Below are 24,924 nucleotides of genomic sequence, written 5' to 3'. Positions count from 1 at the left end.
GGCTAAAGATCCCCCACCAAGTGCTCCACCAGCAGTGGAATCGGCCTTCCCGACGCCACGCTCCTGCCGTTCTCCCGCCATAGCGCCGTTCCGCTGATATCCAGATGCGCCCACGGGATCGTCGGCGGGCAGAAGTGGTGCAGCAGCCACGCCGCCGACGCGCTGATCGCCGCATTGTTGGTCGGCGTATTGCACAGATCGGCGATGGCGCTGTCGGTCTGCTTTTTCAGCCGCGCATCCAGCGGCAGCGACCACACTTCGTCGCCGCTCTGCTTACCCGCCTGCGTCAGCGCGGCGCGCAGCGGTTCATCCTGCGTCATTAATCCGCTCAGCTCATACCCCAGCGCTTTCACCACCGCGCCCGTTAACGTTGCCATATCAATGATATAGCGGGCCTGCGGGTGCTGCTGGCTGGCCCAGGCGATGGCGTCTGCCAGCACCAGCCGGCCCTCGGCATCGGTATTGTTAATCTCAACGGTGGTGCCGTTGCAGGCCGTTGCCACCGTGCCGGGCTGCATCGCCTCCGGGCCGATGGCGTTTTCCGCCAGCGCCAGCACGCCCATGATGCGTACGGGCAATTTCAGCTCCGCAACGGTCAGCATCAGACCGAGCACGTTAGCCGCGCCGCACATGTCATATTTCATGGTGTACATGCCCGCGCCTTCCTTCAGCCACAGGCCGCCGGTGTCAAAGGTAATGCCTTTACCGACATAGCAGCGTACCGGGCCTTCAGAGACACCGTTATAGTGGACAGCCAGCAGACGCGGCGGGCAGGCCGCCCCTTTGCCAACCGCGTGCAGCAGCCCAAGACCCTGCTCAACAATATCCTTTTCGTTCAGCACCTCGCAGCGTAGGGAAGGGTAGGTGGTACACAGTTTTTGCGCCTCTTCGACCATAAACTGCGGCGTACAGCGGTCGGAAGGGATATCTGCCAGCCGCCGCGCCGCGACCATGCCGAGGGCAATAGCCTGCTGCTGGCGGAAGAACGTCTCCAGCTTCGCCCGCTGTTCCGGCAGACAGAGGGCGGTGATGCACGTAAGACGCACCGCGTCGTCCGTTTTCTTCAGCTTCAGATCGCTCAGCCTGTGCGCCTGATTAAAGAGAAATCGCAGCACCTGCGCCAGCACCACCTCGTCGATATCCGTCACGTCCAGCACGATATCGGCGCTGGCGGGGGCGGCAAGCAGCGGCCGCAGGGCGGTGAGCAGCCCTTCGGTCAGGGCGTCATGCCAGAGCGCATCCGGCAGCAGGGTGATGCGGGCAAACGGCGCGCAGCCAAAGCGGGTGTCCGCGATGCAGTCAGAGTCGCGCATTTCATCGACAAGCGCGCTTTCCGGTAACAGAGAACTGGCCGAGCGCGCAATCAAATGGCTGTTCGGCTTCGCGTCCGCAAGCGCGCTGATAAACTGATACGTAATCATCATGACTCCTCAATGGGCGCGCGGATCCGCGCGGCATAGGCCTGCATCCACGCCTCGTCTACCGCGTGATAATGCGTTTTCTCCCGCAGGCGCTCGGTACGAAAAACCGTGAGCGGCTGGCGGGCCGTCGCCACCACAAACGAGAAGGTTTTGATGTTAGTGGCGGCGCCAAACTCGCCTCTGTTGTTCATGCACACCACGGAGAGATCGCCTGCGCGGCCAAAGCGCGACATCAGCCTGTCTTCCAGTTCAAAGACGACCGAATCCGCCGCCTGCTGCGGCGTCATGCCCTGTGCCATCCTGCGAACGATTTCGTAGCTGGTGCAGCCTTTCATCAGGTCTTCACCGACCCCCGTGGCGGTGGCCGCCCCGGTTTCGCTGTCGCAGTAAAAGCCGGAGCCGATAATCGGCGAGTCACCGAGGCGACCGCGTTTTTTCATGAACAGGCCGCTGGTGGAGGTGGCAACGCTCATTGAGCCCTGTTTATCGAGACCGATAACGCCGACGGTGTCGTGCCCGTCGTAGGGGCTTAACCCCTTATCCAGCGTCTCACGGCAGCGCTTACGGTAGTGCTGCATGGCGCGATCCGTGAGCATGGTTTTGTCGGTAAAGCCCTGGCTCAGTGCCCACTCGCGCGCGCCCTGGCCGACCAGCAGGCTGTTATAGCGCTGACGGCTGAGCGCGTGCGCCACGCGCACCGGGTTGGCGATATCCACCAGATTCCCCACCGCGCCGAACGCCAGCGTGTCGCCGTCCATGAATGCCGCGTCCAGCTCCACCTCACCGTTTTCGGTCGGCAGCCCGCCGTAGCCGACGGATTTATACAGCGGAAAGTCTTCGACGGCGGCGACGGCATCAACCACCGCCGTGGCGACCGGTTTTCCCGCCGCCAGGGCAGACGCAGATTCCGTTACCCCTTCAAGCGCCATTCGCCAGGTTGCGATAATTCCCCACATGCTTTACTCCTGTTTTGCAAGGGTGGTGTCGGTTTGCGTCACCGGGGTCAGTTCCGCGGCGCGGTACTGTTTATCCACGATACGCATGAAAGGCAGGTACAGCATGGCGCCAATCAGCAGGTTGATCAGCTGCATCACGCTGCCGCTCAGGTGGCCGGTGACGATAAAACCGCTAATCACCGGCGGCAGCGTCCAGGGGATAAACACCCCGGTGGTGACGGCGACCGCGCCAACCTTCATCGCCGCATACTGCACGGTGACCAGCACCAGCGGCACCAGGTTGAACGGAATAAGCATGATCGGGTTCATGATCACCGGCAGGCCAAACAGGATCGGCTCGTTGATGTTAAATACCGATGCCCCTGCGCCGAGGCGCGCCACTTCACGCATGTTTTTGCTGCGGGCGAAAATCAGCATCGCGATCACCAGCGACAGCGTGGCCCCCGCGCCGCCCATCCAGATCATGTCGAAAAACTGTTCCGTGATAATGTGCGGCGGCGTCGTCCCCGCCTGGATCGCGGCGATATTATCGGTCTGGTTCTCCATCCACAGCGGGCGAATAATGCCATTGATCATCGAACCGGAGTTAATGCCCACTGACCACAGAATGGTGATGCTGAATACCGTCATCAGCGCACCGAAATAGGAGGTGCCGTAGTGGCGCACCGGGGTAGCAACCACTTCATAAATAAACTGGTGGATGGTGCTGTAATGGGTGTTTTCGAAGATGATGCGGATGATAAGCACCAGAATCATCACCAGCAGGGCCGGGATCAGCGCCGCGAACGACTCCTGTACCGCCGGGGGCACGCCGTCCGGCATTTTGATGACCAGCTTTTTGCGCTTCAGCCAGCAGAACAGTTCCGTCCACAGCAGGGAACCGATCATCGCCACGAACAGCCCTTTGCTGCCGATCCACTCCACCGGCATCACGGTAATACCACCGTTGTCCGCCACTTTGATAAAAGGCGTCAGGATCAGAAACGCGACCAGCGCCAGGATGCCGCAGGAGATGCGGTCCTCGCCGTAGTGTTCCGCCAGGCGGTAGGCCACCAGGAAGCTGATAAACAGCGACATGGTCGAGAACACCGCGTTGAAGGGGATCTCAATAATCGCGCTCCAGCTGTCACCAAAGGCCTGAGACATAAATTGCTGATAGGCCTGGTTAGGGAAAGAGGAGATCACCAGCAGGATGGAGCCGACGATGATAAACGGCATGAATGAAACGTAGGCCCCACGGATGGCCCCAAGATGGCGCTGCTGGGCTGTTTTCGCCGCCAGCGGCATCAGTTTTGCTTCAAGAAATCCCAGAACATTGTTCATTGTGAACTCCGTACAAGATTGAGGGGTGTGGTTTATGTTATGTCTGTGGATTATCAGTGAAGCGCGGCGAACGAAAGGTGAAATCGGTCACAAAGCATTCGCTGCTGCATAATAAATCTCATAAGATTAGTTGCGGAGAGAGACACGATGGAAATCAAACTGCATGCCAACGCCACGACCACGCCGCGTATCCGTCGCTACCTTCAGCAGTCCGATAAAAGCGACAGAGAGCTGGCCATTGAGCTGGGGATCTCGGTCACCACCGTCAGGCGCTGGCGCAACCGTGACCAGGTATCGGATAACCACACTACGCCAAAAGTGATACACAAAGCGTTGAGACAGGAACAGGCGTCACTGATAAATGCCCTGCGGGATATCACCGGCGCGCCGCTGGATGAGCTGCTGCTGTTGGTGAATGACGGGCTCGGGATCGCCGTTTCCCGCGCGACCCTGAACCGCTACCTCAAGCCGGCTTCGGTAAAACAAAAGGGGGCATTGTTGCAGGGCAAAAAGGCGCTTAAGGCCGGCATCATGCCGCAGAAACTACTCCTGCATCATCAGCCGCTGTCGCTGCATATGGACGACGGTGGCGAGCAACATCTGCTCTGGGCGCGTGAACCCGTCAGCGGCTGGTGCTACGCCCGGCTTTATGCCGGCGTTTCCCCGCAGTTGTTAACCCACTGGGCGAATGAGGTGCTGGAAGCGTGTCCGGCAGATATTCAATCTGTTGAGACTTTTGGACTGGCGGTGACGCTGCCGGTGCACAGCGTTAGCGTGAAAGCGCATCCGCAGCAAATCCGCGCCGTACTGGTGGCGCTGCCGTTACGCGACATCATTCCACGGGTGAACAAAGAACCGATGGGAGAGCTGTTGATTCAACTGTGTGATTTTTACAACCGGGGGAAAGCGCAGAAAAAGCTGGGAGAGCGTACGCCGCAGGCGTTTCTGGAAGCGCTGCGGCGTAACGATTAGACGATTTCGAGCACGTTTTCCGGCGGACGACCAATACGCGCCTTGCCGTTCGCCACCACAATCGGACGCTCAATCAGCTTTGGGTTATCGACCATTGCCTGGATCAGCCGCTCTTCAGTGAGATGCGTATCGTTCAGATTGAGCGATTTATACAGATCTTCTTTCTGACGCATCAGCTCGCGCGCGCTGCTCATATCGAGCATCTTAAGCAGCTGACGGATCGTCTGCGCGTCCGGCGGCGTCTCCAGATACAGCACCACTTCCGGTTCGATGCCGTTAGACTTCAGCAGGCTGAGGGTGTCGCGGCTCTTGGAGCAGCGAGGGTTATGGTAAATTTTTACCGCGTCTGTCATGACTTCTCCTTTATTACATCTTCTCGTACGGCTTAAAGCGTTGTTGCAGGCCGCGCAGCTGGTCGATTCGCGCGTCGTAGCGGGCCTGTTGCAGGCTGCCGAGCTTCACCTGTGAACTGGCGCTGCTCAACAGGGAAATAGCCTGGTCGAGGCGGCCCGCCAGTGCCAGACCTTCCGCACGCGCGGCCAGTTCCTGATCGCGGTTACCCAGTTGCCCCTGCGCCTGGGCGAGCAGCTCCCAGCCGTTCTGGTCATCTTTATTGTTAAAGGTGTAGCGGTTCAGAATGGTCACTGCCTCGCCGGGCTGTCCACCCTGTAAGTAAGCGTTCGCCAGGTTAAGCTGCAATACCGGATTGTTACGAAGATCTTTCGCCCCCTTCAGGCGATTAATCGCATCGGTCGCTTTTTTCTGTCCCAAATCGATATCGGTGGCGAGGTCGAGATACCACGGGTTATTTGGGGCCGCCGCCAGAAGCGGCTGTAGCGCTTTACGCGCTTCATCATATTTGCTGGCCTCCATAGCCTGGAGCGCCTGACCATACTGCGCCGCGTTTTTCTCGCGCACGTTGCCTTTCGCCAGCGCGTCCAGCAGATCGCTGGTGAGCTGATTACGCCCGGAGTTGTACATGCCAAGCGTTCTCACTTTTGCCATGTAGAAATCCTGCGAGGACTGCACGACCACCGGACGCATCTGGTTGGCACGGTTACGCGCATCCGAGAGGCGGCTTTCCGGCAGCGGGTGGGTCAATAGAATTTCAGGGGGACGCGACGAGTAGCGTGCCTGGTCGAGCAGTTTTTCCAGGAAGCTCGGCATGGCCTGCGGGTCAAAGCCTGCACGCTGTAAAACCTGAATGCCGATGCGGTCTGCCTCCTGTTCGTTCTGCTGGGTAAAGCTGATCATCCCCTGACGCGTTCCCGCCAGCGTCCCGGTGAGGGCCGCCATCCCGGCCTGCGGGCTGGCCATCGCCAGCAGAATAGAGCCCAGCGCGCCCACCCAGGTCAGCGGGGCGTTACGCTTCTGGTCTTCCATCGCACGCGCCAGATGGCGCTGGGTAACGTGCGAAATTTCGTGCGCCATGACCGACGCCAGCTGGCTTTCATTATCGGAATAACGGAATAACGCCGAATGCAGCACCACGTTCCCGCCAAAGAAGGCGAAGGCGTTGATTTCGTCGTTATTGATTAAGAAGAAGTGGAAGGGCGTTTTTACCGAGTCCGCGTGCGCCACCAGCCGCATCCCCAGACCGTTGATGTACTGGACCAGCAAAGGGTCGTTGATCAGCGGAGCACTGCCGCGCAGCTGGCGTACGTAATAATCCCCCATCTGCATCTCCTGCCCGATGGAGAGCGTGCTTCCTGCCGTGGTGCCCATGTCCGGCAATGAATCGGACGAGTCAGCGAAAGCGGGCAACACCTGGCCGACCGTCACGGCGGCAATCAGTGTCGCAACCAGTGTTTTTCTCAACTGCCTGAACATAACCACTGTCCTGTATGTTGGATGTGCTAATTTGACCGATGAACCCGCATAACGTTCATCTCCGCTGCCCTGCGAGTGTAGCCGTGTTAAGAGATGAAGAAAATCCCATTCATCAGGGTTTTGCGAAACCTGACAGTGAAACAAAAAGGAAAGTCTTTTTTGTGACAGTTAGATACAATTCACCGTCTCACTCCCGCCATTCGATTCAGGGAAGGGTTGTATGCTCGAAATGTTAATGCAGTGGTATCGGCGTCGGTTTAGCGATCCGGAAGCCATTGCTTTACTGGTTATTCTGGTTGCCGGATTCGGTATCCTGTTCTTCTTTAGCGGCCTGCTGGCACCGCTGCTGGTGGCGATCGTGCTGGCGTATCTGCTGGAGTGGCCCACCGCGCGTCTGGAACATATCGGCTGTTCCCGCCGCTGGGCGACCAGCATCGTGCTGGTGCTGTTTGTCGGTATACTGCTGCTGATGTCCTTCGTGGTCATGCCCATCGCCTGGCAACAGGGGATATATTTGATCCGCGATATGCCCGGCATGCTGAATAAACTGTCTGATTTTGCCGCCACGCTGCCGCGCCGCTATCCCGCGCTGATGGACGCCGGGATCATCGATGCGATGGCCGAAAATATGCGCGCCCGCATCATGACCATGGGCGATTCGGTGGTGAAGTACTCGCTGGCCTCGCTGGTGGGGCTGCTGACCCTGGCCGTCTATCTGGTCCTCGTGCCGCTGATGGTGTTCTTCCTGGTCAAAGATAAAGAGCAGATGCTGAACGCGGTACGCCGCGTGCTGCCGCGCAATCGCGGCCTGGCCGGGCAGGTCTGGCAGGAGATGAACCAGCAGATCACCAACTACATTCGCGGCAAGGTGCTGGAGATGATCGTGGTGGGCGTGGCGACCTGGGTTGGCTTTGTGATCTTTGGGCTGAATTATTCGCTGCTGCTGGCGGTGCTGGTTGGATTCTCGGTTCTGATCCCGTATATCGGCGCGTTTGTGGTGACCATTCCGGTCGTCGGCGTCGCGCTGTTCCAGTTTGGTCTGGGCACGGAGTTCTGGAGCTGCTTCGCGGTATACCTGATCATTCAGGGGCTGGACGGTAACCTGCTGGTGCCGGTGCTGTTCTCAGAAGCTGTTAACCTGCATCCGCTGGTGATTATTCTGTCAGTGGTGATTTTCGGCGGGCTGTGGGGTTTCTGGGGCGTGTTCTTTGCCATACCGCTGGCGACGCTGATTAAAGCCGTGGTCCACGCATGGCCGGATGTGCCGGCGGTGGAAGAGAAGTAGTTTTGCCGGGTGGCGCTGCGCTTACCCGGCCTACTTATTCTTGTAGGTCGGGTAAGGCGAAGCCGCCACCCGACACTCACTTTCAGGCACTTTCTTTCAGCCAGTTCAACACCACGTCGTGGTGATTACTGGTTTTGAAGTCGTCAAACACGTGCTCAACTTTACCGTCAGCGCCAATCAGGAAGCTGATGCGGTGGATCCCGTCGTAGGTTTTGCCCATAAAGGACTTCTCACCCCAGACGCCAAACTGCTCGCAAACCTGGTGGTCTTCATCGGAAAGCAGCGTGAAGTTCAGCAGCTCTTTTTCCGCAAAGCGTGACAGCTTTTCTGGCTTATCGGTGCTGATGCCCAGCACTTCCACACCGACTTTCTTCAACTCATCCATGTTATCGCGTAAACCGCAGGCCTGTACGGTACAGCCCGGCGTCATGGCTTTCGGGTAGAAATAGACCAGAACACGCTGTCCCTGGAAGTCGGTCAAATTTACTTGCTCGCCGTCTTGATCCGGTAAGCTAAATTTCGGTGCGATATCACCGGCTTTCAGTGGGTTCATTACTCAACTCCATCCTGTTCGTGCTGCGAATAATCGACGACGCTTATACTGCCTTGCGCGTGTAATTCTGTACAGAGGGCTTTGAATGCTTGCTCGATATTTGACGCATCCTGCGAGGCAGGGCTGTGGGCGGTAATTTGAATAAACAGCGTCGGGATGGCGTTCTCATCACCCGGCTGTGTGCGGGAAACCAGTTCGGCAATGTTCATCTGATGGCTGTCAAACAGCGCCGTGAAACGTTCAATCAGATGAGGTGAATCAGGCACTTCAACCTGTACCCAGACCGTGGCAGGCAGAGCCGGACGCGGGCGCGCGGTGGTGCGCTTCATCACAATCAGTAAATCCAGCTCTGCGCCCTTCAGCGGCAGGGTAGATTCAATGAGGGTAATGGCATTCCATGTTCCGGAAAGCAGCATAATGAACGTGAACTCTTCACCCAGCATAGCCAGCCGGCTGTCTTCGATATTGCAGCCGCAGCTGCTCACGTGGCGAGTGATGGTATTCACGATACCCGGCCTGTCAGCACCCAGCGCAGTGATAACCAGGTAATGTTGTGATGAGGTTGTCAAACCTGTTCTTCCTTTGCGTGGTTAAGTCTTCCTAAGGAAAGCATAAAAAAAACATGCATACAACCGCCTGAGAGCCTCAGGTCGCTTGCTTTTATTACAGTTCCAAACGTAACATTGAGGCTCTTGTTCGCACAGAGGATGGCTCATGTTCACGGGAAGTATTGTCGCGCTTGTTACACCGATGGATGAAAAAGGTAATGTCTGCCGGTCAAGCATGAAGAAGCTCATTGATTACCATGTCGCCAATGGAACCTCGGCGATCGTTTCGGTAGGGACTACCGGTGAATCCGCAACGCTGAGCCACGACGAGCACGGCGACGTTGTGATGCTGACCCTTGAGCTGGCTGACGGGCGTATTCCGGTCATCGCGGGTACGGGCGCAAACGCAACGGCTGAGGCCATTAGCCTGACCCAGCGTTTTAACGACAGCGGTGTTGTTGGCTGTCTGACGGTCACGCCTTACTACAACCGTCCTACTCAGGAAGGTTTGTTCCAGCATTTCAAAGCCATCGCCGAACATACTGACTTGCCACAAATTCTGTATAATGTGCCGTCTCGTACCGGTTGCGATATGCTGCCGGAAACCGTTGGCCGTCTCTCGAAAGTAAAAAATATTATCGGGATTAAAGAGGCGACAGGGAACTTAAGCCGCGTTCATCAGATCAAAGAGCTGGTTTCAGACGACTTTATCCTGTTGAGCGGTGACGATGCGACCGCGCTGGACTTTATGCAGCTCGGAGGAAATGGCGTGATTTCCGTGACGGCGAACGTTGCGGCGCGCGATATGGCTGACATGTGCAAGCTGGCCGCAGCCGGTCACTTTGATGAAGCTCGCGTGATTAATCAGCGTCTGATGCCGTTGCATAATAAATTATTTGTCGAACCCAATCCGATCCCAGTGAAATGGGCATGTAAGGAGTTGGGGCTTGTAGCAACCGACACGCTGCGTCTGCCAATGACACCTATTACCGACCACGGTCGTGAAATTGTCGCTGGCGCGCTGAAGCATGCCGGTCTGCTGTAAAGTTTAGGGAGATTTGATGGCTTATTCAGTACAGAAGTCGCGCCTGGCGAAGGTTGCGGGTGTTTCGCTTGTTATGCTCCTCGCTGCCTGTAGTTCAGACTCGCGCTACAAGCGCCAGGTGAGCGGTGATGAATCCTATCTGGATTCGCCGCCGCTTGCTGAACTTCACGCGCCTGCCGGCATGATCCTGCCGATCCAGAACGGTGATTATAATATTCCGGTCACGAACGGTAGCGGTCTGGTGGGTAAAGCGCTCGATATTCGTCCGCCGGCTCAGCCTCTGGCGCTGGTGAGTGGCGCGCGTACTCAGTTTACCGGTGATACGGCCTCTCTGCTGGTGGAAAGCGCACGCGGCACCACGCTGTGGCCGCAGGTGGTGAGCGTAATTCAGTCGAAAAATTACACGATTGATAAACGCGACGACGCCAGTCAGACCTTAACCACCGACTGGATTGAGTGGAACCGTCTCGATGAAGATCAGCAGTATCGCGGTCGTTATCAAGTCTCCGTTAAGCCGCAGGGTTATCAGCAGGCGGTTACCGTTAAGCTGTTAAATCTTGAGCAGGCGGGCAAACCGATTGCCGATCCGGCTGCCTTGCAGCGCTACAGCACCGAAATGCTGAACGTGATTGCAGCGGGTCTGGATAAGAACGCCACCGATGCCGCTAACGCCGCGCAGAACCGTAACGGTTCAACGTTTGACGTGCAGAGCGGTGCCGATGATACCGGTCTGCCAATGCTGGTGGTGCGTGCGCCGTTTAACCAGACCTGGCAGCGTTTGCCGGCTACGCTTGAAAAAGTGGGCATGAAGGTGACCGACAGCACCCGTTCAACGGGCAGCATCACAGCGACTTATAAGCCGCTGTCCGATAGTGCCTGGCAGGAACTGGGGGCAAGCGATCCGCAGCTGCCTTCCGGTGACTACAAAATCCAGGTCGGCGACCTCGATAACCGCAGCAGCCTGCAATTTATCGATCCGAAAGGACACACGCTGACCCAGTCGCAAAACGATGCGCTGGTCGCTGCCTTCCAGGCCGCATTCAGCAAATAATAGCGAGGGCTGGATAATCCAGCCCTTTTTATTTTCGTGCTACGCAAACGTGTGCGTGGCATAATATGCCCAGTTTTGAATACAAATCATCACACCAGGAGTAATGAAGATGCAGAAGCAAGCTGAGTTGTATCGTGGCAAAGCGAAAACCGTATACAGCACGGAAAACCCGGATCTGTTGGTGCTCGAGTTCCGCAATGATACGTCAGCAGGAGACGGCGCGCGCATTGAGCAGTTCGATCGTAAAGGCATGGTGAACAATAAGTTCAACCACTTCATTATGACCAAGCTGGCCGAAGCCGGTATCCCTACTCAGATGGAAGCGTTGCTGTCCGATACGGAATGTCTGGTAAAAAAACTGGATATGGTGCCGGTAGAGTGCGTTATCCGTAACCGTGCCGCAGGCTCCCTGGTGAAGCGTCTGGGCATTGAAGAGGGTATCGAACTGAATCCACCGCTGTTCGATCTGTTCCTGAAAAACGATGCCATGCACGACCCGATGGTCAATGAATCCTACTGCGAAACCTTCGGCTGGGTAAGCAAAGAGAACCTGGCGCGCATGCAGGAACTGACCTACAAAGCCAACGACGTGCTGAAAAAGCTGTTTGATGACGCGGGCCTGATCCTGGTCGATTTCAAGCTGGAGTTCGGTCTGTACAAAGGCGAAGTGGTGCTGGGCGACGAATTCTCTCCGGACGGCAGCCGTCTGTGGGACAAAGAGACGCTGGATAAAATGGACAAAGACCGTTTCCGCCAGAGCCTGGGTGGGGTGGTCGAAGCGTACGAAGCGGTTGCTCACCGTTTAGGCGTTAAGCTCGACTAATACGCGCATTTGCCAAAGGATGTTTGCATCCTTTGGCGTCTTATCCTTGTTTACTATGGTAATCCTTTCATTAACCGCCTACGATCATAGCTATTATAAATGGAATAGTTCGAGGTGTTTATGCGCTGGCAAGGGCGTCGTGAAAGTGACAACGTAGAAGACAGACGCAGCAGTGGTGGCGGTGGTCCGTCTATGGGCGGGCCAGGTTTCCGGTTACCCAGCGGCAAGGGCGGTATTATTCTGCTGGTCGTGGTGCTGGTGGCGGGCTACTACGGCGTCGATCTGACCGGTTTAATGACCGGTGAAACCGGGCAACAGCAGCAGTATTCGCAGCGCTCCATCAGCCCGAATGAAGATGAAGCGGCGAAATTTACTTCCGTTATTCTCGCGACGACCGAAGATACCTGGGGTCAGCAGTTCGAGAAAATGGGGCGGACCTATCAGCCGCCAAAACTGGTGATGTACCGGGGCGCAACCCGCACAGGCTGCGGCACCGGACAGTCCGTGATGGGGCCGTTCTACTGCCCGGCGGACAGCACCGTCTATATCGATCTCTCCTTCTATGACGACATGAAAAGCAAGCTGGGCGCCGACGGCGATTTTGCCCAGGGCTACGTGATCGCGCACGAAGTCGGCCACCACGTGCAGAAGCTCCTCGGCATTGAGCCTAAGGTGCGTCAGATGCAGCAGAATGCGTCTCAGGCGGAGGTGAATCACCTTTCCGTGCGCATGGAGCTTCAGGCGGACTGTTTCGCTGGCGTCTGGGGACACAGCATGCAGCAGCAGGGCGTGCTGGAAACAGGCGATCTGGAAGAGGCCCTGAATGCCGCCCAGGCGATTGGGGACGATCGCTTGCAGCAGCAGAGCCAGGGGCGCGTTGTGCCGGACAGCTTTACCCACGGCACCTCCGAACAGCGCTACAGCTGGTTTAAGCGTGGCTTCGACAGCGGCAACCCGTCACAGTGTGATACCTTCGGCAAAGCAATGTGATGCTGGGGTTTGAAGCGCTGGTTAGTCAGCTTCAGCGTACCGGGCACCGCCGGCTGGTGGTGCTCAGCGGCGATGAAGCGTGGACGTTGAGCCAGGCGACTACCCTGCGCGACACGTTACCGGGAGACTGGCTGTGGCTGGAGGAGAACCCGTCTAAGGCCATCAGCGGCCTGCTGGGACGTGAATACCTGCACGCCGTTTTTGACGCGCGAGACGGGTTTGACGTCTCGGCCTTCGCCGCCCTCAGCGGGACGCTGCGCGCCGGTAGCCTTCTGGTGCTGCTGGTGCCGCCGTTCGCCGTCTGGGCCGACAGGCCCGACAGGGATTCTCTGCGCTGGAGCGACAGCGCAGAGCCGATCGCCACTCCGCATTTTGTTCACCATTTTTGCCGGACGCTTGCCGCCGATTCGGACGCCATCGTCTGGCAGCAGCACCATTCCCTGCGCCTTCCCGTTGCGCCAGATGTTCCCGCCTGGCAGCCCGCCAGCGGTGAACCGCAGCGCGAGCAGGCTGAGATCCTCGACGCCCTTCTGACGATGCCTGCGGGCGTGGCCGCCGTTACGGCACCGCGCGGGCGCGGAAAGTCAGCGCTGGCAGGCATGTTGCTCAACGGCATACGCGGGAATGCGGTGGTGACGGCACCGGCCAAAGGGGCGACGGACGTCATCGCGCGTTTCGCCGGCGAATATTTTCACTTTATGGCCCCGGATGCGCTGCTGGCCTCCCCGTTGCATGCCGACTGGCTGATTGTCGATGAGGCGGCCGCTATTCCCGGCCCGCTGCTCGAGATGCTGGTGACGCGATTTCCGCGCGTGCTGTTAACCACAACGGTACAGGGCTATGAAGGAACGGGCAGGGGATTTCTGCTTAAATTCTGCGCCCGGTTCAGCGGGCTGCGGCGTTATACCTTATCTACGCCCGTTCGCTGGGCTGCCGGATGTCCGCTTGAGCGGATTGTGGCGAACGCGCTGCTGTTTGACGATGCGCTTATCGACCGCAAACCGGCAGGCGAAGTATGTTTAAGGTCGCTGGAGCCACGCGCGTGGGAGAGCGATCCGGCGCGCGTGGCAAGCGTATACGAACTGCTGTGCGCCGCGCATTATCGCACCTCACCCCTCGATTTACGCCGGATGATGGACGCCCCCGGCCAGCACTTTGCCGTTGCGCACGCGGGCGCGGACATCGCGGGCGCGCTCTGGCTGGTGGAGGAGGGGGGATTATCCCCTGAACTGAGCCGCGCGGTATGGGCGGGTTTTCGTCGGCCGCGTGGAAATCTGGTGGCGCAGTCGCTGGCGGCGCACGGCGGATCGCCCCTCGCGGCGACGCTTCAGGGGCGACGCGTCAGCCGCATTGCGGTTCATCCCCATCGCCAGCGGGAAGGCATCGGCCAGCGGCTGATCCGCAGCGCCAGCGGAGAAGATTATCTCTCGGTCAGCTTTGGCTTTACCGACGAGCTGTGGCGCTTCTGGCAGCAGTGCGGTTTTGTGCTGGTGCGAATGGGCAGCCATCGGGAGGCGAGCAGCGGGTGCTATACGGCGATGGCGCTGCTGCCGCTAAGCGAGGCGGGGCATCAGCTCTGCGAGCAGGCACATCAACGTTTATGTCGTGATATGCGCGTCCTGTCGGCCTGGAACGGCGAAAAGATCCCGGTGACGGATGCGTGGGAAGCTACCCTTAATAGTGACGACTGGCTGGAGCTGGCGGGATTTGCCTTTGCGCACCGGGCGTTTTCGACCTCGGTAGCGGCACTGACCCGGTTGTTGTCAGCCGTGGAGATGCCGCTTCCAGCGCTGCGCGGAAAAATGGCAGGGCATACACACGACGTCGGACGGAAAGCGCTGCTGGCAAAGTTACGCGAAGAAACCGCACAAGCGCTTGAAAGGCTTGATTATCCCCGCAGCCAGCAGCTGAAAGCCGACATTTTGCAATGGCAATTTTTTCAATGACTTCTTCAGTAAAGTGGCATGGTCATTACCCCGCAGAGGCGTAAAATCCTGCTTATCAATTAAGGAGATCGCCATGAAACATGACCATTTTGTTGTGCAAAGCCCGGACACACCGGCTAAACAGTTACTGCTTCTGTTTCATGGCGTCGGCGACAATGCCGTCAACATGGGACAGATAGGCAGCTGGTTTGCACCCGTTTTCCCGCAGGCGCTGATCGTCAGCATCGGTGGCGTGGAGCCGTGCGGCCCGAACGGACGGCAGTGGTTCTCCGTTGAGGGCGTGACGGAAGAGAGCCGTCAGGCGCGTGTTGATGCCGCTATGCCTGCGTTTATCGACACCGTACGCTACTGGCAGCAGCAGAGCGGCGTGGGTGCCGACGCGACGGCGCTGATTGGCTTTTCGCAGGGGTCGATCATGTCCCTTGAGAGCGTAAAAGCGCAGCCGGGGCTGGCGTCCCGCGTGATTGCCTTTAACGGCCGCTTCGCGACGCTGCCGCAAAGCGCGACGACGCAGACCACGATCCATCTGATCCACGGGGGGGAAGACCGGGTGATTGAGCTTTCGCATGCGGTTGCAGCCCAGGACGCGCTGATGCGTGAAGGCGGGGATGTGACGCTGGATATCGTGGACGATCTGGGGCATGCCATTGACGATCGCAGCATGCAGTTTGCGCTCGATCATCTGCGCTATACCGTACCGAAGCACTACTTTGATGAAGCGCTCAGCGGCGGTAAGCCGAATGATGATGATATTGTAGAGTTTATGTGAGTTGCCCCTCACCCCCAGCCCCTCTCCCCTTTGGGGAGAGGGTCAGGATGAGAGGTGTGCACAATTACTTCTTCTGGTCCTTCTTCGGCCAGTCGTCTTCATCGTCCCACTTGTCGTTAAAATCACGATGCGGCGGAAGATCCGGCTTGTTGGCAAGGAACTTTTTATGGTCAACGCGCTTAAGATCTTTAATCACGTTAAGCAGCACGCCTACCAGAAACACCAACACCAGAATCCACCAGTACTTTGAAAGCCAGTCCATTCGCTAATCCTCTGTAAGCACCCGTCAGGCGACGAGCTGCTCCATAATACGTTGATACATGCGGGCCAGCAGTTGTAAATCCGCTGCGTTCACACACTCGTTGATTTTGTGAATCGTCGCGTTAACCGGACCCAGTTCGACAACCTGTGCGCCCATGCGGGCGATAAAGCGTCCGTCAGACGTGCCGCCCGTTGTCAGCAGCTGTGGCTTAATCTCATTATAGTGCGCAATGGCGTTCACCACCGCATCCACCAGTTTACCGCGCTGCGTCAGGAACGGCTGCCCGGAAAGCCACCAGTCAATGGTATAGCGCAGCTGATATTTCTCCAGCAGCGCAACCACGCGTGCTTTGATCGTTTCGTCGGTCAGCTCGGTGCTGAAGCGGAAGTTAAACTGAACGAAGAGATCGCCGGGAATGACGTTGTTGCTGCCGGTGCCGGCCTTGATGTTGGCAATCTGCATGCTGGTGGGCGGGAAGAATTCGTTACCTTTGTCCCACTCAATGCCCACCAGCTCGTTCAGCATCGGCGCTGCGCGGTGTACCGGGTTATCCGCCAGGTGAGGATAGGCAACGTGGCCCTGCACGCCATGTAGGGTCAAATTACAGGTCAGGGAGCCACGGCGGCCATTTTTCACTACGTCGCCCACCACTTCGGTGCTGGATGGTTCGCCCACCAGGCAGTAGTCCAGGCGTTCGTTGCGCGCCATCAGCGCCTCAACGACCTTCACGGTGCCGTTGTGGGCGCTGGCTTCTTCATCAGAGGTGATGAGAAACGCAAGACGGTTTTTATGATTTGGATGCTGGGCAACGAAGCGCTCTGCCGCCACAACCATCGCGGCCAGGGAACCTTTCATGTCCGCCGCGCCGCGTCCAAACAGCATACCGTCGCGGATGGTCGGCTCAAAAGGCGGGTTGATCCAGCGGTCTGCGTCACCCGCAGGAACCACGTCGGTATGTCCGGCAAACGCCAGCGTCTCCCCCTGACCGCGCCAGGCCCAGAAGTTCTGCGTATCGCCAAAATCCATGGGTTCCACGGTAAAACCGATGGCACGCAGGCGCTCAATCATTAGTGCCTGACAACCTGCGTCGTCCGGGCTAAGGGAAGGACGGCGAATAAGCTGCTGAGTCAGCTCAATGACCGGGCATGACATAGACTACACCTCAACGAAAAAATCTGAATAAAGGGTTTCACTGAAACCCAGCAGCATAGGCTGACCTGGCTTGCAGAGCAATGGGCGTTTGATGATTGCCGGCATTTCAAGCATCAGTTTGGCAGCGCTGTCGGCGTTGTCGATCGTGGCCCGGAGAGATTCATCCAGCTTACGCCAGGTGGTTCCGCGCGTATTCAGCAGCGCTTCCCAACCCAGCTCGTTGATGGCGGAATGGAGAAACGCCGGGTCAAGCCCGTCGGCACGGTAATCGTGGAAGCGATAGTCAATGCTGTGGGCTTCCAGCCAGCGGCGGGCTTTTTTGATCGTGTCGCAATTCTTAATGCCGTACATCACAACCATGGTGAATCCTTTTGTTCTTTTGTGGATTAAATGTTCAATATTTTCGAAGATATATCCTTAAGTGGAATATACCACATTCGGAATTTTTCGTGATTTACAATTCTCCATAATTCAACGAACAGCTGTAAGCTGAATAGTCTTTCATCTTTTAAGCATAGTTGTCCATCCTGTTTAAATAACCAATAAACTCAGAGGGAAATTTAAAATGCTGTCATTTTTCTGACTATTTCAAAATATTGCTGTAGGTCACATAAAATTTATCCGGCAACGCTCATAGTGATCTTAAACCCACCCACATAGCGGGGCGCAATCACAGCAATCGGATAAAGTGGCTTCACAATGATGATACGTTTTCGTAGAATGCGCATAATAATAAGAGAGGTTGTTATGATTGAACGTGAAATGGGGAACTGGAAAGATTTTATCGAAGGCATGCTTCGTAAATAAATTCCGGTCAGAATTGCAAGAGCACTTAATTAACTAAAATAACCATAGTGTGAAAACATCACACAATAAAAAGGCGGCCGATAAAGCCGCCTTTTTTATTTCAACGGATTATTCCGGCTTATCCTTCAGCGGGAAACGACGGCGTACCAGCACGAAGAACAGCGGGACGAAATAGATCGCCAGAATCGTCGCGGAAATCATTCCCCCCATGACGCCCGTTCCCACCGCGTGCTGGCTGCTGGAGCCTGCGCCGGAGCTGGTGGCCATCGGCAGGACGCCGAACACAAACGCCAGAGACGTCATCAGGATCGGGCGCAGGCGCTGGCGGCAGGCGTGCAGCGTGGCGGCCATCAGCTCGTGGCCTTTGGCGTTCATCTCGTTGGCAAATTCGACGATCAGAATGGCGTTTTTCGCCGACAATCCGATAACGGTGAGGAGCCCGACCTGGAAATAGACATCGTTTTCCAGGCCGCGCATCCAGGTGGCCAGCAGCGCGCCGATAACCCCGAGCGGCACCACCAGCATCACCGAGAACGGCACTGACCAGCTCTCATACAGTGCCGCCAGGCAGAGGAAGACCACCAGCAGCGAAAGAGCATAGAGGGCAGGCGCCTGCGCACCGGAAAGCCGTTCCTGGTAGGACATCGCCGTCCACTCCAGGCCAAAGCCGGTCGGCAATTGCTGGACCAGCTTTTCCATAATGTCCATTGCAGTACCGGTACTGACGCCCGGCGCGGCTTCCCCGACAATCTCCAGCGCCGAATAGCCGTTATAGCGCTCCAGACGCGGCGATCCGGTCTCCCAGCGCGACGTTGCGAACGCCGAGAACGGCACCATACCGCCGGTGTTATTGCGCACATACCAGCGGTTAATATCGTCCGGCAGCATGCGGTATTTGGCGGCGGACTGAACGTAGACCTTCTTCACGCGGCCACGATCCATAAAGTCATTTACGTAGCTTGAGCCCCATGCCGTTTGCAGGGTGTCGTTAATGTCGTCGATGGAAACGCCCAGCGCCTGCGCTTTACGCTGGTCAATATCCACCTGTAGCTGAGGGCTGTCATCCAGACCGTTATGACGAACGCGCGTAAGCTGCGGATCGTTCCCGGCCAGCTCCAGCAGTTTATCGCGAGCCGCCATTAACGCATCGTGCCCGGCTCCCGCGTGGTCCTGAAGCTCCATATCAAACCCGGCTGAACTGCCCAGACCGCTGATGGCGGGCGGGCTGCTGGCGAAAACGCGCGCTTCCTTGATTTTGTTGAACGCTTTGGTGGCGCGCTCAATGATGGCAAAGGAGGAGCCGGTTTCGCTGTCGCGCTGATCCCAGTCTTTTAGGCGCACAAACATGCGCGCCACGTTTTGCCCGTTACCGCCAGGGCCAGAGCCGACGGTAGAGAAAACGGAGACCACGTTATCTTTTTCCTGGGTATGGAAGTAGTTCTCAACCTTTTCCACCACCTTCAGGGTTTGCTGTTGGGTCGAGCCGCTCGGTAACTGCACGGAGGTGATAAACATGCCGCGATCTTCCAGCGGCAGGAAGGAGGTGGGCAGCCGCAGGAATAAGAAGACCATGCCGCCAAGCAGCAGGACATAAACCACCATCCAGCGCATGCTGCGGTGCAGCACCTTGCCCACGCCCGCTTCATAGCGCGCCGCATTACGGTTGAACATGCGGTTAAACCAGCCGAAAAAGCCTTTTTGACCGTGATGCTCACCCTTGTGCAGCGGCTTGAGCAGCGTCGCGCAAAGGGCAGGGGTGAGGATCATCGCCACCAGCACCGAGAGCACCATCGCGGAGACGATGGTGATCGAGAACTGGCGATAAATCGCGCCCGTGGTGCCGCCAAAAAAAGCCATCGGGATAAATACCGCCGACAGCACCATGGCGATACCGACCAGCGCACCCTGAATTTGCCCCATCGACTTGCGCGTGGCCTCGCGGGGCGAAAGCCCTTCCTCGCTCATAATGCGCTCGACGTTTTCCACCACCACGATGGCATCATCCACCAGCAGGCCGATGGCCAGCACCATGGCGAACATGGTCAGGGTGTTGATGCTGTAGCCAAAGGCATACAGCACCGCAAAGGTTCCCAGCAGCACCACCGGCACCGCAATGGTGGGGATCAGCGTGGCGCGGAAGTTTTGCAGGAACAGGTACATCACGAGGAACACCAGCGCGATGGCTTCGAGCAGGGTTTTCACCACGTCTTCGATAGAGGCCTTAACGAACGAGGTGGTTTCGTAGGCGACTTTATACTCCAGGCCGTGCGGGAAATAGTGCGATAGCTCGTCCAGACGATCTAATACCAGCTGCGCGGTCGCCATTTCGTTGGCACCGGAGGCCAGCTTCACCCCTAGTCCGGACGCGGCATTGCCGTTAAAGCGGCTCAGGTAATCATATTTTTCCGCCCCCATTTCCACGGTGGCGACATCCCCCAGACGCACTTCCGACCCGTCCTGATTCACGCGCAGCGTGATATTGCGGAACTGTTCGGGCGTCTGGAGCAGCGACTGGGAGTTGATGGTGGCGTTAAGCGCCTGGTTATCCACGGACGGCGTACCGCCCAGCTGCCCCACGGCAATCTGTGCGTTCTGCGATTCGATAGCGTCGGTGACATCCTTGGCGGTCATCTGCACGCTGTTCAGCTTGTTGGGATCCAGCCAGATGCGCATGGAATACTGCGAGCCGTAGGCGTCGATATCGCCCACGCCGTTGATGCGGCTGAGCGGATCCTGGATATTACTGGCGACGTAGTCCGCGATGTCCTGTTTATCCATCGAGCCGTCGGTTGAGACGAACGCGATGGTCAAAATATTGGTGTCACCGGTTTTACGCACGGTAACCCCCTGGTTCTGCACCGCCTGAGGCAGTTTGCGCAGGGCGGATTGCAGCTGGTTTTGCACCTGCTGCACCGCTTCATCCGGATCCGTGCCCGCCGTAAAGCTCAGGGTGACCGTCGCCTGGCCCGTGGCGCTGCTCTGCGAGGACATGTACATCAGGTTATCGAGACCCGTCATGTTCTGCTCGATAACCTGCGTGACGGTATTTTCCAGCGTCTGCGCCGAGGCGCCAGGGTAGTTCGCCGTGATACGCACGTTGGGGGGCGCGAGGTCGGGGTATTGCTCAACGGGAAGTGATGTAATCGCCAGGACACCCGTCAGACACAACAGGATTGCAAGCACCCAGGCAAAAATGGGGCGATCGATGAAAAAATTCGCCATGAAAAAGTGACCTCGTTATGCAGCACGTCATTATTGTATATTGCCCGCAACACTGTAGCGGGAAGGCGCAGGCCAAACGTGGAGAAATAAAGGAGATAATGTAAATTATCATGCGCTTTTTTCAGCGCGCCTGCTTTCTCGCTATTTTTCAGCCCGATCCGCAGGCGTCCGGAACGTTACGCTGACCTGCGTACCGCCCTGCGGCGGCTGGGAAAAGCCTAGCGTCCCGCCGAGCCGTCCCGCGCGTTCGCGCATGATGTTCAGCCCGTAGTGCCCCGGCGGTTCACTGGCATCACCGATGCCAATACCGTTGTCGCGGATAGTGACCGTGTGCGTGCCGTCCGCAGCGGTGATGCAGCTGACGACGATCTCGCTCGCGTCGGCATGTTTAATTGCATTCAGCACCGCCTCACGCACAATCTGTAAGAGGTGCACCTGTTTTTGCGCGTCCAGCGCCAGGGACGAGAGGCGGCAGTCAAGCACCAGCTTCGCCCTGGTCTGGCTTTGCAGCCCGTCAAGAGACTCCTGTAGCGCGGCAGGAAGATTGGCGTGATTGAGCGTCAGACGGAAGGTGGTGAGCAGTTCGCGTAGCTGATGCCAGGCGTTATTCAGCTCGCGGGAGAAATCCGTAATGATGGTCTGTGCGGGGGCATTGTCGCCCGGCACGGCATGCTTCAGCAGCGTAAGCTGAATACGCAAATAAGAGAGCACCTGCGCCAGCGAATCGTGCAGCTCGCGGGCGATGGTGGCGCGCTCCTCCATCAGCAGCAGTTGCTGATAGTGCTTCTGCGCCTGATTGAAATAGAGCCCCCGACCCAGCATCGTCGCCACGCTTTCCATTAGCGGCAGGGGCACATCGCCCGTCGTGCTTTGCCAGCGCAGTTCGCCATACAGAGTATCCTGCATTAACACTGGTAACGTGTGCATCTTCTCGCCCGGTGTTTCCTGCCCTTCGCACAGCCGCCAGTCGTCGCTGGTGCGCAATTGCAGATAATTCATCTGCGTATATTCATGCACAATCTGCAACATATGCCGGAAGCAGTGGCTGTCTATCTGCCCGGTATTCAGCGCCTGCGAGCATTTGAACAGCATGTCGAGTTGCTGATGCGCTTCATTCAGATGGCGGGTTTTCTCGGCAACGGACTGCTCAAGGGAACGATACAGGGTGTGCAGTTCCGCCGACATATGGTTAAAGGCGCGGGAAAGCTGGCCCAGTTCGTTGGGCAGCGCGGTATCCGGCGCGGGGGTATCGAATTGCCCCTGTTCGATACGCTCGCTCGCCGCCACCAGATTATTCAGCGGCAGCACCACCTGACGCCGGATCCGCCGCAGGGTTAATAGCGCCAGCAGCAAAATGCCCAGCCCGCCGGTCAGCGACATGAAAATGACCAGCTGAATTTTATGTTCGGTGTAGTGCTGAAGCGCCAGCACAAAGGCATCTATCCGGCCAACGAAATCCTCAATGTGGTTCTGATACCACCCGGTGTCGCCGCTGGCGATGCGCTTATCCATCTCCTGCCAGGCAAGGTGGAGCTGCCGGTAACGCTGCTTGACGTCCTCCGGCACATACCAGCGGTTTAACTTCTGCAACGCAGGTGCGCTCAGGGTTTTCTGCCAGACCGCACGGTGTTCTGCCAGCGACGGGCTGGCGCGCTGCATCTCGTAACCCAGGCGGTAGCTCTGCATGCGCAGCGATCCGGCGATGTTAATCGCCTCGGCGTCGCGCTGGCTGCTGGCGAGCGTGACCAGCGCAATGGCGCTGATTAACACGGACAATACAATCATCGAAAAGAAAGCCCGAGCCAGGCTTCCCGAAACGGGGCGTTTAACGGTCACTCATCAGCTTCCTGAATAAAATTGATCTGCCACAGGTTCACTGGAAATAGTTCGGCTTCCTGGGCATTTGAACATTGCGTCGCCATGCCGCTGTGGGTAAATACGATAACAATAGAAAGAATAAGGTTATTGAACCAAAAACAGGTGTAGTTATGAATCGTTTTATTATGGCCAACGGTCAGGAGTGTATCGGTTGTCGCGCCTGCGAAGTCGCCTGTGTGATGGCGCACAACGGGGAACAGCACGTACTGGGCGAGCGCCATTTTCATCCCCGCATTACGGTCCTTACCTCCGCTACCCGCAATAGCCCCGTCACCTGCCACCACTGCGAAAACGCGCCTTGCACGCAAAGCTGCCCGAACGGCGCCATCACGCAACACAGCGACAGCGTACAGGTGAATCAACAAAAATGCATTGGCTGTAAAGCCTGCGTGGTGGCCTGTCCGTTTGGCACGATGGACTTGCTGGTCACCCCGCTGGAGAACGACCGCGTGAAGGCCTCGGCGCATAAATGCGACCTCTGCCTGGAAAGGCCGCAGGGTCCGGCCTGCGTCGAAAACTGCCCGGCAAACGTGCTCACGCTGGCTACCCCGGCGGTGCTGGAGAACCTGGCGAAGTCGCGGCGCGAGCGCAGTGCAAGGCTGGACGCGCAGCCGTGGCACAGCGAAGCGGTTCATGCAGAACGCCCGCAAACCAAACGGCAGCAGAGGCAAAATACCCCGGCGCGCGGTGAACCGGACAAGCTCAGCCCCGACGCGCGCGCCCGCCATTTTAACGAGATCTCCCTGCCGTTTCGCCCGGAACAGGCGCACCGCGAGGCATCCCGGTGCCTGAAATGCGGCGAGCACAGCATTTGTGAGTGGACCTGCCCGCTGCATAACCACATTCCGCAGTGGATTGAACGGGTCAGGGCGGGGGACATCGTCGGCGCGGCCGAGCTTTCTCATCAGACCAACTGTTTACCGGAAATTACCGGGCGCGTCTGTCCCCAGGATCGATTATGTGAAGGCGCCTGCACCCTGCGGGATGCGTCGGGTGCGGTGACCATTGGCAATATCGAACGGTATATCTCGGATCGGGCGCTGGCGACGGGCTGGATGCCGGACGTCAGTCACGTTATGCCGGTCGGTCAGCGCGTCGCCATCATCGGTGCCGGTCCGGCAGGGCTGGCCTGCGCCGACGTACTGGTGCGCAGCGGCGTTGAGGTCACGGTCTACGATCGTCATCCGGAAATCGGCGGCTTACTCACCTTCGGTATTCCGGCCTTCAAGCTGGATAAATCCCTGTTAGCGCGGCGCAGAGAGATATTCAGCGCGATGGGTATCCGCTTCGAGCTGAACTGCGAAGTGGGGAAAGACGTGTCGATGGCACAGCTGCAAAACGACTACGATGCCATTTTCCTCGGCGTCGGCACCTACCGCTCCATGAAAGCCGGTATTCCCCATGAGGACGCGCCGGGCGTGTATGACGCGCTGCCGTTTTTAGTGGCGAACACGCGGAACGTAATGGGTCTTGAGCCCGTCGCTGACGCGCCGTTTATCGACACCCAGGGATTGAACGTGGTGGTGCTGGGCGGGGGCGATACGGCGATGGACTGCGTGCGTACCGCGCTTCGACACGGCGCGGCGAAGGTGACTTGCGCCTATCGGCGGGACGAGGCCAACATGCCGGGCTCCAAAAAAGAGGTCAAAAACGCGAAAGAAGAGGGCGCGGCGTTTGAATTTAACGTTCAGCCGGTTGAGCTTACGCTGGATGCCGACGGCAAGGTCAACGGCGTTCGAATGCTGCGCACCGCGCTGGGCGAGCCGGACGCGCAGGGGCGGCGGCGGCCTGTCCCGGTGGCGGGCAGCGAGTTTGTGATGCCCGCTGATGCGGTGATCATGGCGTTCGGGTTTACTCCGCACGCCATGCCATGGCTTCAGGCACAGGGCGTCGACACCGACGATCGGGGGCGTATCAGGGCGTCCGTTGAGAGCCGTTATCGCTACCAGACCTCGAATCCGCAGATTTTTGCCGGCGGCGATGCGGTGCGCGGTGCGGATCTGGTGGTCACCGCGATGGCGGAAGGGCGCCACGCCGCGCAGGGGATCATGGACTGGCTTGGCGTGCCGCCGCGCAGCATGCATTAACGCC

At 57.9% G+C, this 24,924-nt stretch carries 22 protein-coding genes; 10 read left to right on the top strand and 12 right to left on the bottom strand.

The window, feature by feature from the left end; genetic code table 11:
* Positions 1 to 2 precede the first annotated feature (2 nt).
* Genes N5C09_RS10370 through celB form a run of 3 tightly spaced genes read right to left on the bottom strand, consistent with a single transcriptional unit; the run spans position 3 to position 3,700 of the window.
* Complete coding sequence (locus tag N5C09_RS10370; protein WP_279749026.1) at positions 3 to 1,421, bottom strand: leucyl aminopeptidase family protein; 1,419 nt, start codon at positions 1,419 to 1,421, stop codon at positions 3 to 5.
* On the bottom strand, positions 1,421 to 2,377 hold the full coding sequence (locus tag N5C09_RS10365; protein WP_279748990.1) for a N(4)-(beta-N-acetylglucosaminyl)-L-asparaginase: 957 nt from the start codon (positions 2,375 to 2,377) through the stop codon (positions 1,421 to 1,423). Before N5C09_RS10365 ends, N5C09_RS10370 begins: the two co-directional genes overlap by 1 nt.
* Before the next feature lie 3 nt (positions 2,378 to 2,380).
* Positions 2,381 to 3,700, bottom strand: a complete 1,320-nt coding sequence (gene celB, locus N5C09_RS10360) for a PTS cellobiose transporter subunit IIC (protein WP_279748989.1) — start codon at positions 3,698 to 3,700, stop codon at positions 2,381 to 2,383.
* Between the two features lie 147 nt (positions 3,701 to 3,847).
* On the opposite strand from celB, the gene N5C09_RS10355 reads away from it, so the two are divergent.
* Complete coding sequence (locus N5C09_RS10355; protein ID WP_279748988.1) at positions 3,848 to 4,672, top strand: XRE family transcriptional regulator; 825 nt, start codon at positions 3,848 to 3,850, stop codon at positions 4,670 to 4,672.
* Here the strand turns inward: N5C09_RS10355 and arsC are convergent.
* Both arsC and bepA read right to left on the bottom strand, forming a co-directional pair.
* A complete protein-coding gene (gene arsC / locus N5C09_RS10350) occupies positions 4,669 to 5,025 on the bottom strand; it encodes an arsenate reductase (glutaredoxin) (RefSeq protein WP_203465007.1) in 357 nt (118 codons plus the stop codon). The two genes, N5C09_RS10355 and arsC, sit on opposite strands and share 4 nt — an antisense overlap.
* Positions 5,026 to 5,038: 13 nt before the next feature.
* Entirely contained in the window at positions 5,039 to 6,502 is a 1,464-nt protein-coding gene (gene bepA, locus N5C09_RS10345) for a beta-barrel assembly-enhancing protease (RefSeq protein WP_063450483.1), read from the bottom strand.
* Between the two features lie 220 nt (positions 6,503 to 6,722).
* Between bepA and N5C09_RS10340 the strand changes: the two genes are divergently transcribed.
* Complete coding sequence (locus N5C09_RS10340) at positions 6,723 to 7,787, top strand: AI-2E family transporter (RefSeq protein ID WP_063868052.1); 1,065 nt, start codon at positions 6,723 to 6,725, stop codon at positions 7,785 to 7,787.
* A gap of 82 nt (positions 7,788 to 7,869) precedes the next feature.
* On the opposite strand, the gene bcp is transcribed toward N5C09_RS10340, so the two are convergent.
* Positions 7,870 to 8,340 carry a thioredoxin-dependent thiol peroxidase gene (gene bcp, locus N5C09_RS10335; RefSeq protein ID WP_045141746.1) on the bottom strand — a complete coding sequence of 157 codons (471 nt, stop codon included), beginning with the start codon at positions 8,338 to 8,340 and terminating at the stop codon, positions 7,870 to 7,872.
* On the bottom strand, positions 8,340 to 8,909 hold the full coding sequence (locus N5C09_RS10330) for a glycine cleavage system transcriptional repressor (RefSeq protein ID WP_000213743.1): 570 nt from the start codon (positions 8,907 to 8,909) through the stop codon (positions 8,340 to 8,342). The genes bcp and N5C09_RS10330 overlap by 1 nt, the downstream gene beginning before the upstream one ends.
* 145 nt (positions 8,910 to 9,054) lie before the next feature.
* On the opposite strand from N5C09_RS10330, the gene dapA reads away from it, so the two are divergent.
* The 6 genes from dapA to ypfH all read left to right on the top strand — a co-directional run bounded on the left by dapA (position 9,055) and on the right by ypfH (position 15,512).
* Entirely contained in the window at positions 9,055 to 9,933 is an 879-nt protein-coding gene (dapA, locus tag N5C09_RS10325) for a 4-hydroxy-tetrahydrodipicolinate synthase (protein WP_063450481.1), read from the top strand.
* A gap of 16 nt (positions 9,934 to 9,949) precedes the next feature.
* The gene (gene bamC / locus N5C09_RS10320; protein WP_063868060.1) at positions 9,950 to 10,984 is read left to right on the top strand and encodes an outer membrane protein assembly factor BamC; all 1,035 of its coding nucleotides are present in this window, start codon (positions 9,950 to 9,952) and stop codon (positions 10,982 to 10,984) included.
* 109 nt (positions 10,985 to 11,093) lie between these two features.
* Positions 11,094 to 11,807 carry a phosphoribosylaminoimidazolesuccinocarboxamide synthase gene (purC, locus tag N5C09_RS10315; protein ID WP_001171626.1) on the top strand — a complete coding sequence of 238 codons (714 nt, stop codon included), beginning with the start codon at positions 11,094 to 11,096 and terminating at the stop codon, positions 11,805 to 11,807.
* A gap of 120 nt (positions 11,808 to 11,927) precedes the next feature.
* Positions 11,928 to 12,797 (top strand): neutral zinc metallopeptidase, encoded by an 870-nt coding sequence (locus N5C09_RS10310; RefSeq protein WP_063450479.1) that lies wholly within the window; start codon positions 11,928 to 11,930, stop codon positions 12,795 to 12,797.
* Positions 12,797 to 14,743: a GNAT family N-acetyltransferase gene (locus N5C09_RS10305; protein WP_279748987.1), complete on the top strand. Its 1,947-nt coding sequence runs from the start codon at positions 12,797 to 12,799 to the stop codon at positions 14,741 to 14,743. Before N5C09_RS10310 ends, N5C09_RS10305 begins: the two co-directional genes overlap by 1 nt.
* Positions 14,744 to 14,816: 73 nt before the next feature.
* Positions 14,817 to 15,512: an esterase gene (ypfH, locus tag N5C09_RS10300; RefSeq protein ID WP_107533468.1), complete on the top strand. Its 696-nt coding sequence runs from the start codon at positions 14,817 to 14,819 to the stop codon at positions 15,510 to 15,512.
* Positions 15,513 to 15,576: 64 nt separating this feature from the next.
* Here ypfH and N5C09_RS10295 read toward each other — a convergent pair whose 3' ends face one another.
* The 3 genes from N5C09_RS10295 to N5C09_RS10285 are packed head-to-tail and all read right to left on the bottom strand — an operon-like array spanning position 15,577 to position 17,286.
* Positions 15,577 to 15,774: a YpfN family protein gene (locus N5C09_RS10295; RefSeq protein ID WP_000383991.1), complete on the bottom strand. Its 198-nt coding sequence runs from the start codon at positions 15,772 to 15,774 to the stop codon at positions 15,577 to 15,579.
* Positions 15,775 to 15,798: 24 nt separating this feature from the next.
* The gene (gene dapE, locus N5C09_RS10290) at positions 15,799 to 16,926 is read right to left on the bottom strand and encodes a succinyl-diaminopimelate desuccinylase (protein WP_063450476.1); all 1,128 of its coding nucleotides are present in this window, start codon (positions 16,924 to 16,926) and stop codon (positions 15,799 to 15,801) included.
* 3 nt (positions 16,927 to 16,929) lie between these two features.
* Positions 16,930 to 17,286: an ArsC family reductase gene (locus tag N5C09_RS10285; protein WP_063868068.1), complete on the bottom strand. Its 357-nt coding sequence runs from the start codon at positions 17,284 to 17,286 to the stop codon at positions 16,930 to 16,932.
* A 387-nt stretch (positions 17,287 to 17,673) separates the two neighbouring features.
* On the opposite strand from N5C09_RS10285, the gene ypfM reads away from it, so the two are divergent.
* Complete coding sequence (gene ypfM, locus N5C09_RS10280) at positions 17,674 to 17,733, top strand: protein YpfM (protein WP_102751470.1); 60 nt, start codon at positions 17,674 to 17,676, stop codon at positions 17,731 to 17,733.
* A 108-nt stretch (positions 17,734 to 17,841) separates the two neighbouring features.
* Here ypfM and acrD read toward each other — a convergent pair whose 3' ends face one another.
* The gene (gene acrD / locus N5C09_RS10275; RefSeq protein WP_063868071.1) at positions 17,842 to 20,955 is read right to left on the bottom strand and encodes a multidrug efflux RND transporter permease AcrD; all 3,114 of its coding nucleotides are present in this window, start codon (positions 20,953 to 20,955) and stop codon (positions 17,842 to 17,844) included.
* A 141-nt stretch (positions 20,956 to 21,096) separates the two neighbouring features.
* Positions 21,097 to 22,791, bottom strand: coding sequence for a nitrate/nitrite two-component system sensor histidine kinase NarQ (gene narQ / locus N5C09_RS10270; RefSeq protein WP_279748986.1), 1,695 nt, complete (start codon positions 22,789 to 22,791; stop codon positions 21,097 to 21,099).
* 152 nt (positions 22,792 to 22,943) lie between these two features.
* Here narQ and aegA point away from each other — a divergent pair, with 152 nt between their 5' ends.
* On the top strand, positions 22,944 to 24,920 hold the full coding sequence (gene aegA / locus N5C09_RS10265; RefSeq protein WP_279748985.1) for a formate-dependent uric acid utilization protein AegA: 1,977 nt from the start codon (positions 22,944 to 22,946) through the stop codon (positions 24,918 to 24,920).
* The last annotated feature ends 4 nt before the right edge of the window (positions 24,921 to 24,924 follow it).

Source organism: Enterobacter sp. GD03975 (assembly GCF_029838645.1).
Lineage (GTDB): Bacteria > Pseudomonadota > Gammaproteobacteria > Enterobacterales > Enterobacteriaceae > Enterobacter > Enterobacter quasihormaechei.
This window is presented reverse-complemented; position numbering and strand designations above follow the sequence as displayed.

Coding starts and splice junctions, on each gene's coding strand:
- N5C09_RS10370 (WP_279749026.1), bottom strand. CDS start 1,421: ATGATTACGTATCAGTTTATCAGCGCGCTTGCGGACGCGAAGCCGAAC.
- N5C09_RS10365 (WP_279748990.1), bottom strand. CDS start 2,377: ATGTGGGGAATTATCGCAACCTGGCGAATGGCGCTTGAAGGGGTAACG.
- celB (WP_279748989.1), bottom strand. CDS start 3,700: ATGAACAATGTTCTGGGATTTCTTGAAGCAAAACTGATGCCGCTGGCG.
- N5C09_RS10355 (WP_279748988.1), top strand. CDS start 3,848: ATGGAAATCAAACTGCATGCCAACGCCACGACCACGCCGCGTATCCGT.
- arsC (WP_203465007.1), bottom strand. CDS start 5,025: ATGACAGACGCGGTAAAAATTTACCATAACCCTCGCTGCTCCAAGAGC.
- bepA (WP_063450483.1), bottom strand. CDS start 6,502: ATGTTCAGGCAGTTGAGAAAAACACTGGTTGCGACACTGATTGCCGCC.
- N5C09_RS10340 (WP_063868052.1), top strand. CDS start 6,723: ATGCTCGAAATGTTAATGCAGTGGTATCGGCGTCGGTTTAGCGATCCG.
- bcp (WP_045141746.1), bottom strand. CDS start 8,340: ATGAACCCACTGAAAGCCGGTGATATCGCACCGAAATTTAGCTTACCG.
- dapA (WP_063450481.1), top strand. CDS start 9,055: ATGTTCACGGGAAGTATTGTCGCGCTTGTTACACCGATGGATGAAAAA.
- bamC (WP_063868060.1), top strand. CDS start 9,950: ATGGCTTATTCAGTACAGAAGTCGCGCCTGGCGAAGGTTGCGGGTGTT.
- purC (WP_001171626.1), top strand. CDS start 11,094: ATGCAGAAGCAAGCTGAGTTGTATCGTGGCAAAGCGAAAACCGTATAC.
- N5C09_RS10310 (WP_063450479.1), top strand. CDS start 11,928: ATGCGCTGGCAAGGGCGTCGTGAAAGTGACAACGTAGAAGACAGACGC.
- N5C09_RS10305 (WP_279748987.1), top strand. CDS start 12,797: ATGCTGGGGTTTGAAGCGCTGGTTAGTCAGCTTCAGCGTACCGGGCAC.
- ypfH (WP_107533468.1), top strand. CDS start 14,817: ATGAAACATGACCATTTTGTTGTGCAAAGCCCGGACACACCGGCTAAA.
- N5C09_RS10295 (WP_000383991.1), bottom strand. CDS start 15,774: ATGGACTGGCTTTCAAAGTACTGGTGGATTCTGGTGTTGGTGTTTCTG.
- dapE (WP_063450476.1), bottom strand. CDS start 16,926: ATGTCATGCCCGGTCATTGAGCTGACTCAGCAGCTTATTCGCCGTCCT.
- N5C09_RS10285 (WP_063868068.1), bottom strand. CDS start 17,286: ATGGTTGTGATGTACGGCATTAAGAATTGCGACACGATCAAAAAAGCC.
- acrD (WP_063868071.1), bottom strand. CDS start 20,955: ATGGCGAATTTTTTCATCGATCGCCCCATTTTTGCCTGGGTGCTTGCA.
- aegA (WP_279748985.1), top strand. CDS start 22,944: ATGAATCGTTTTATTATGGCCAACGGTCAGGAGTGTATCGGTTGTCGC.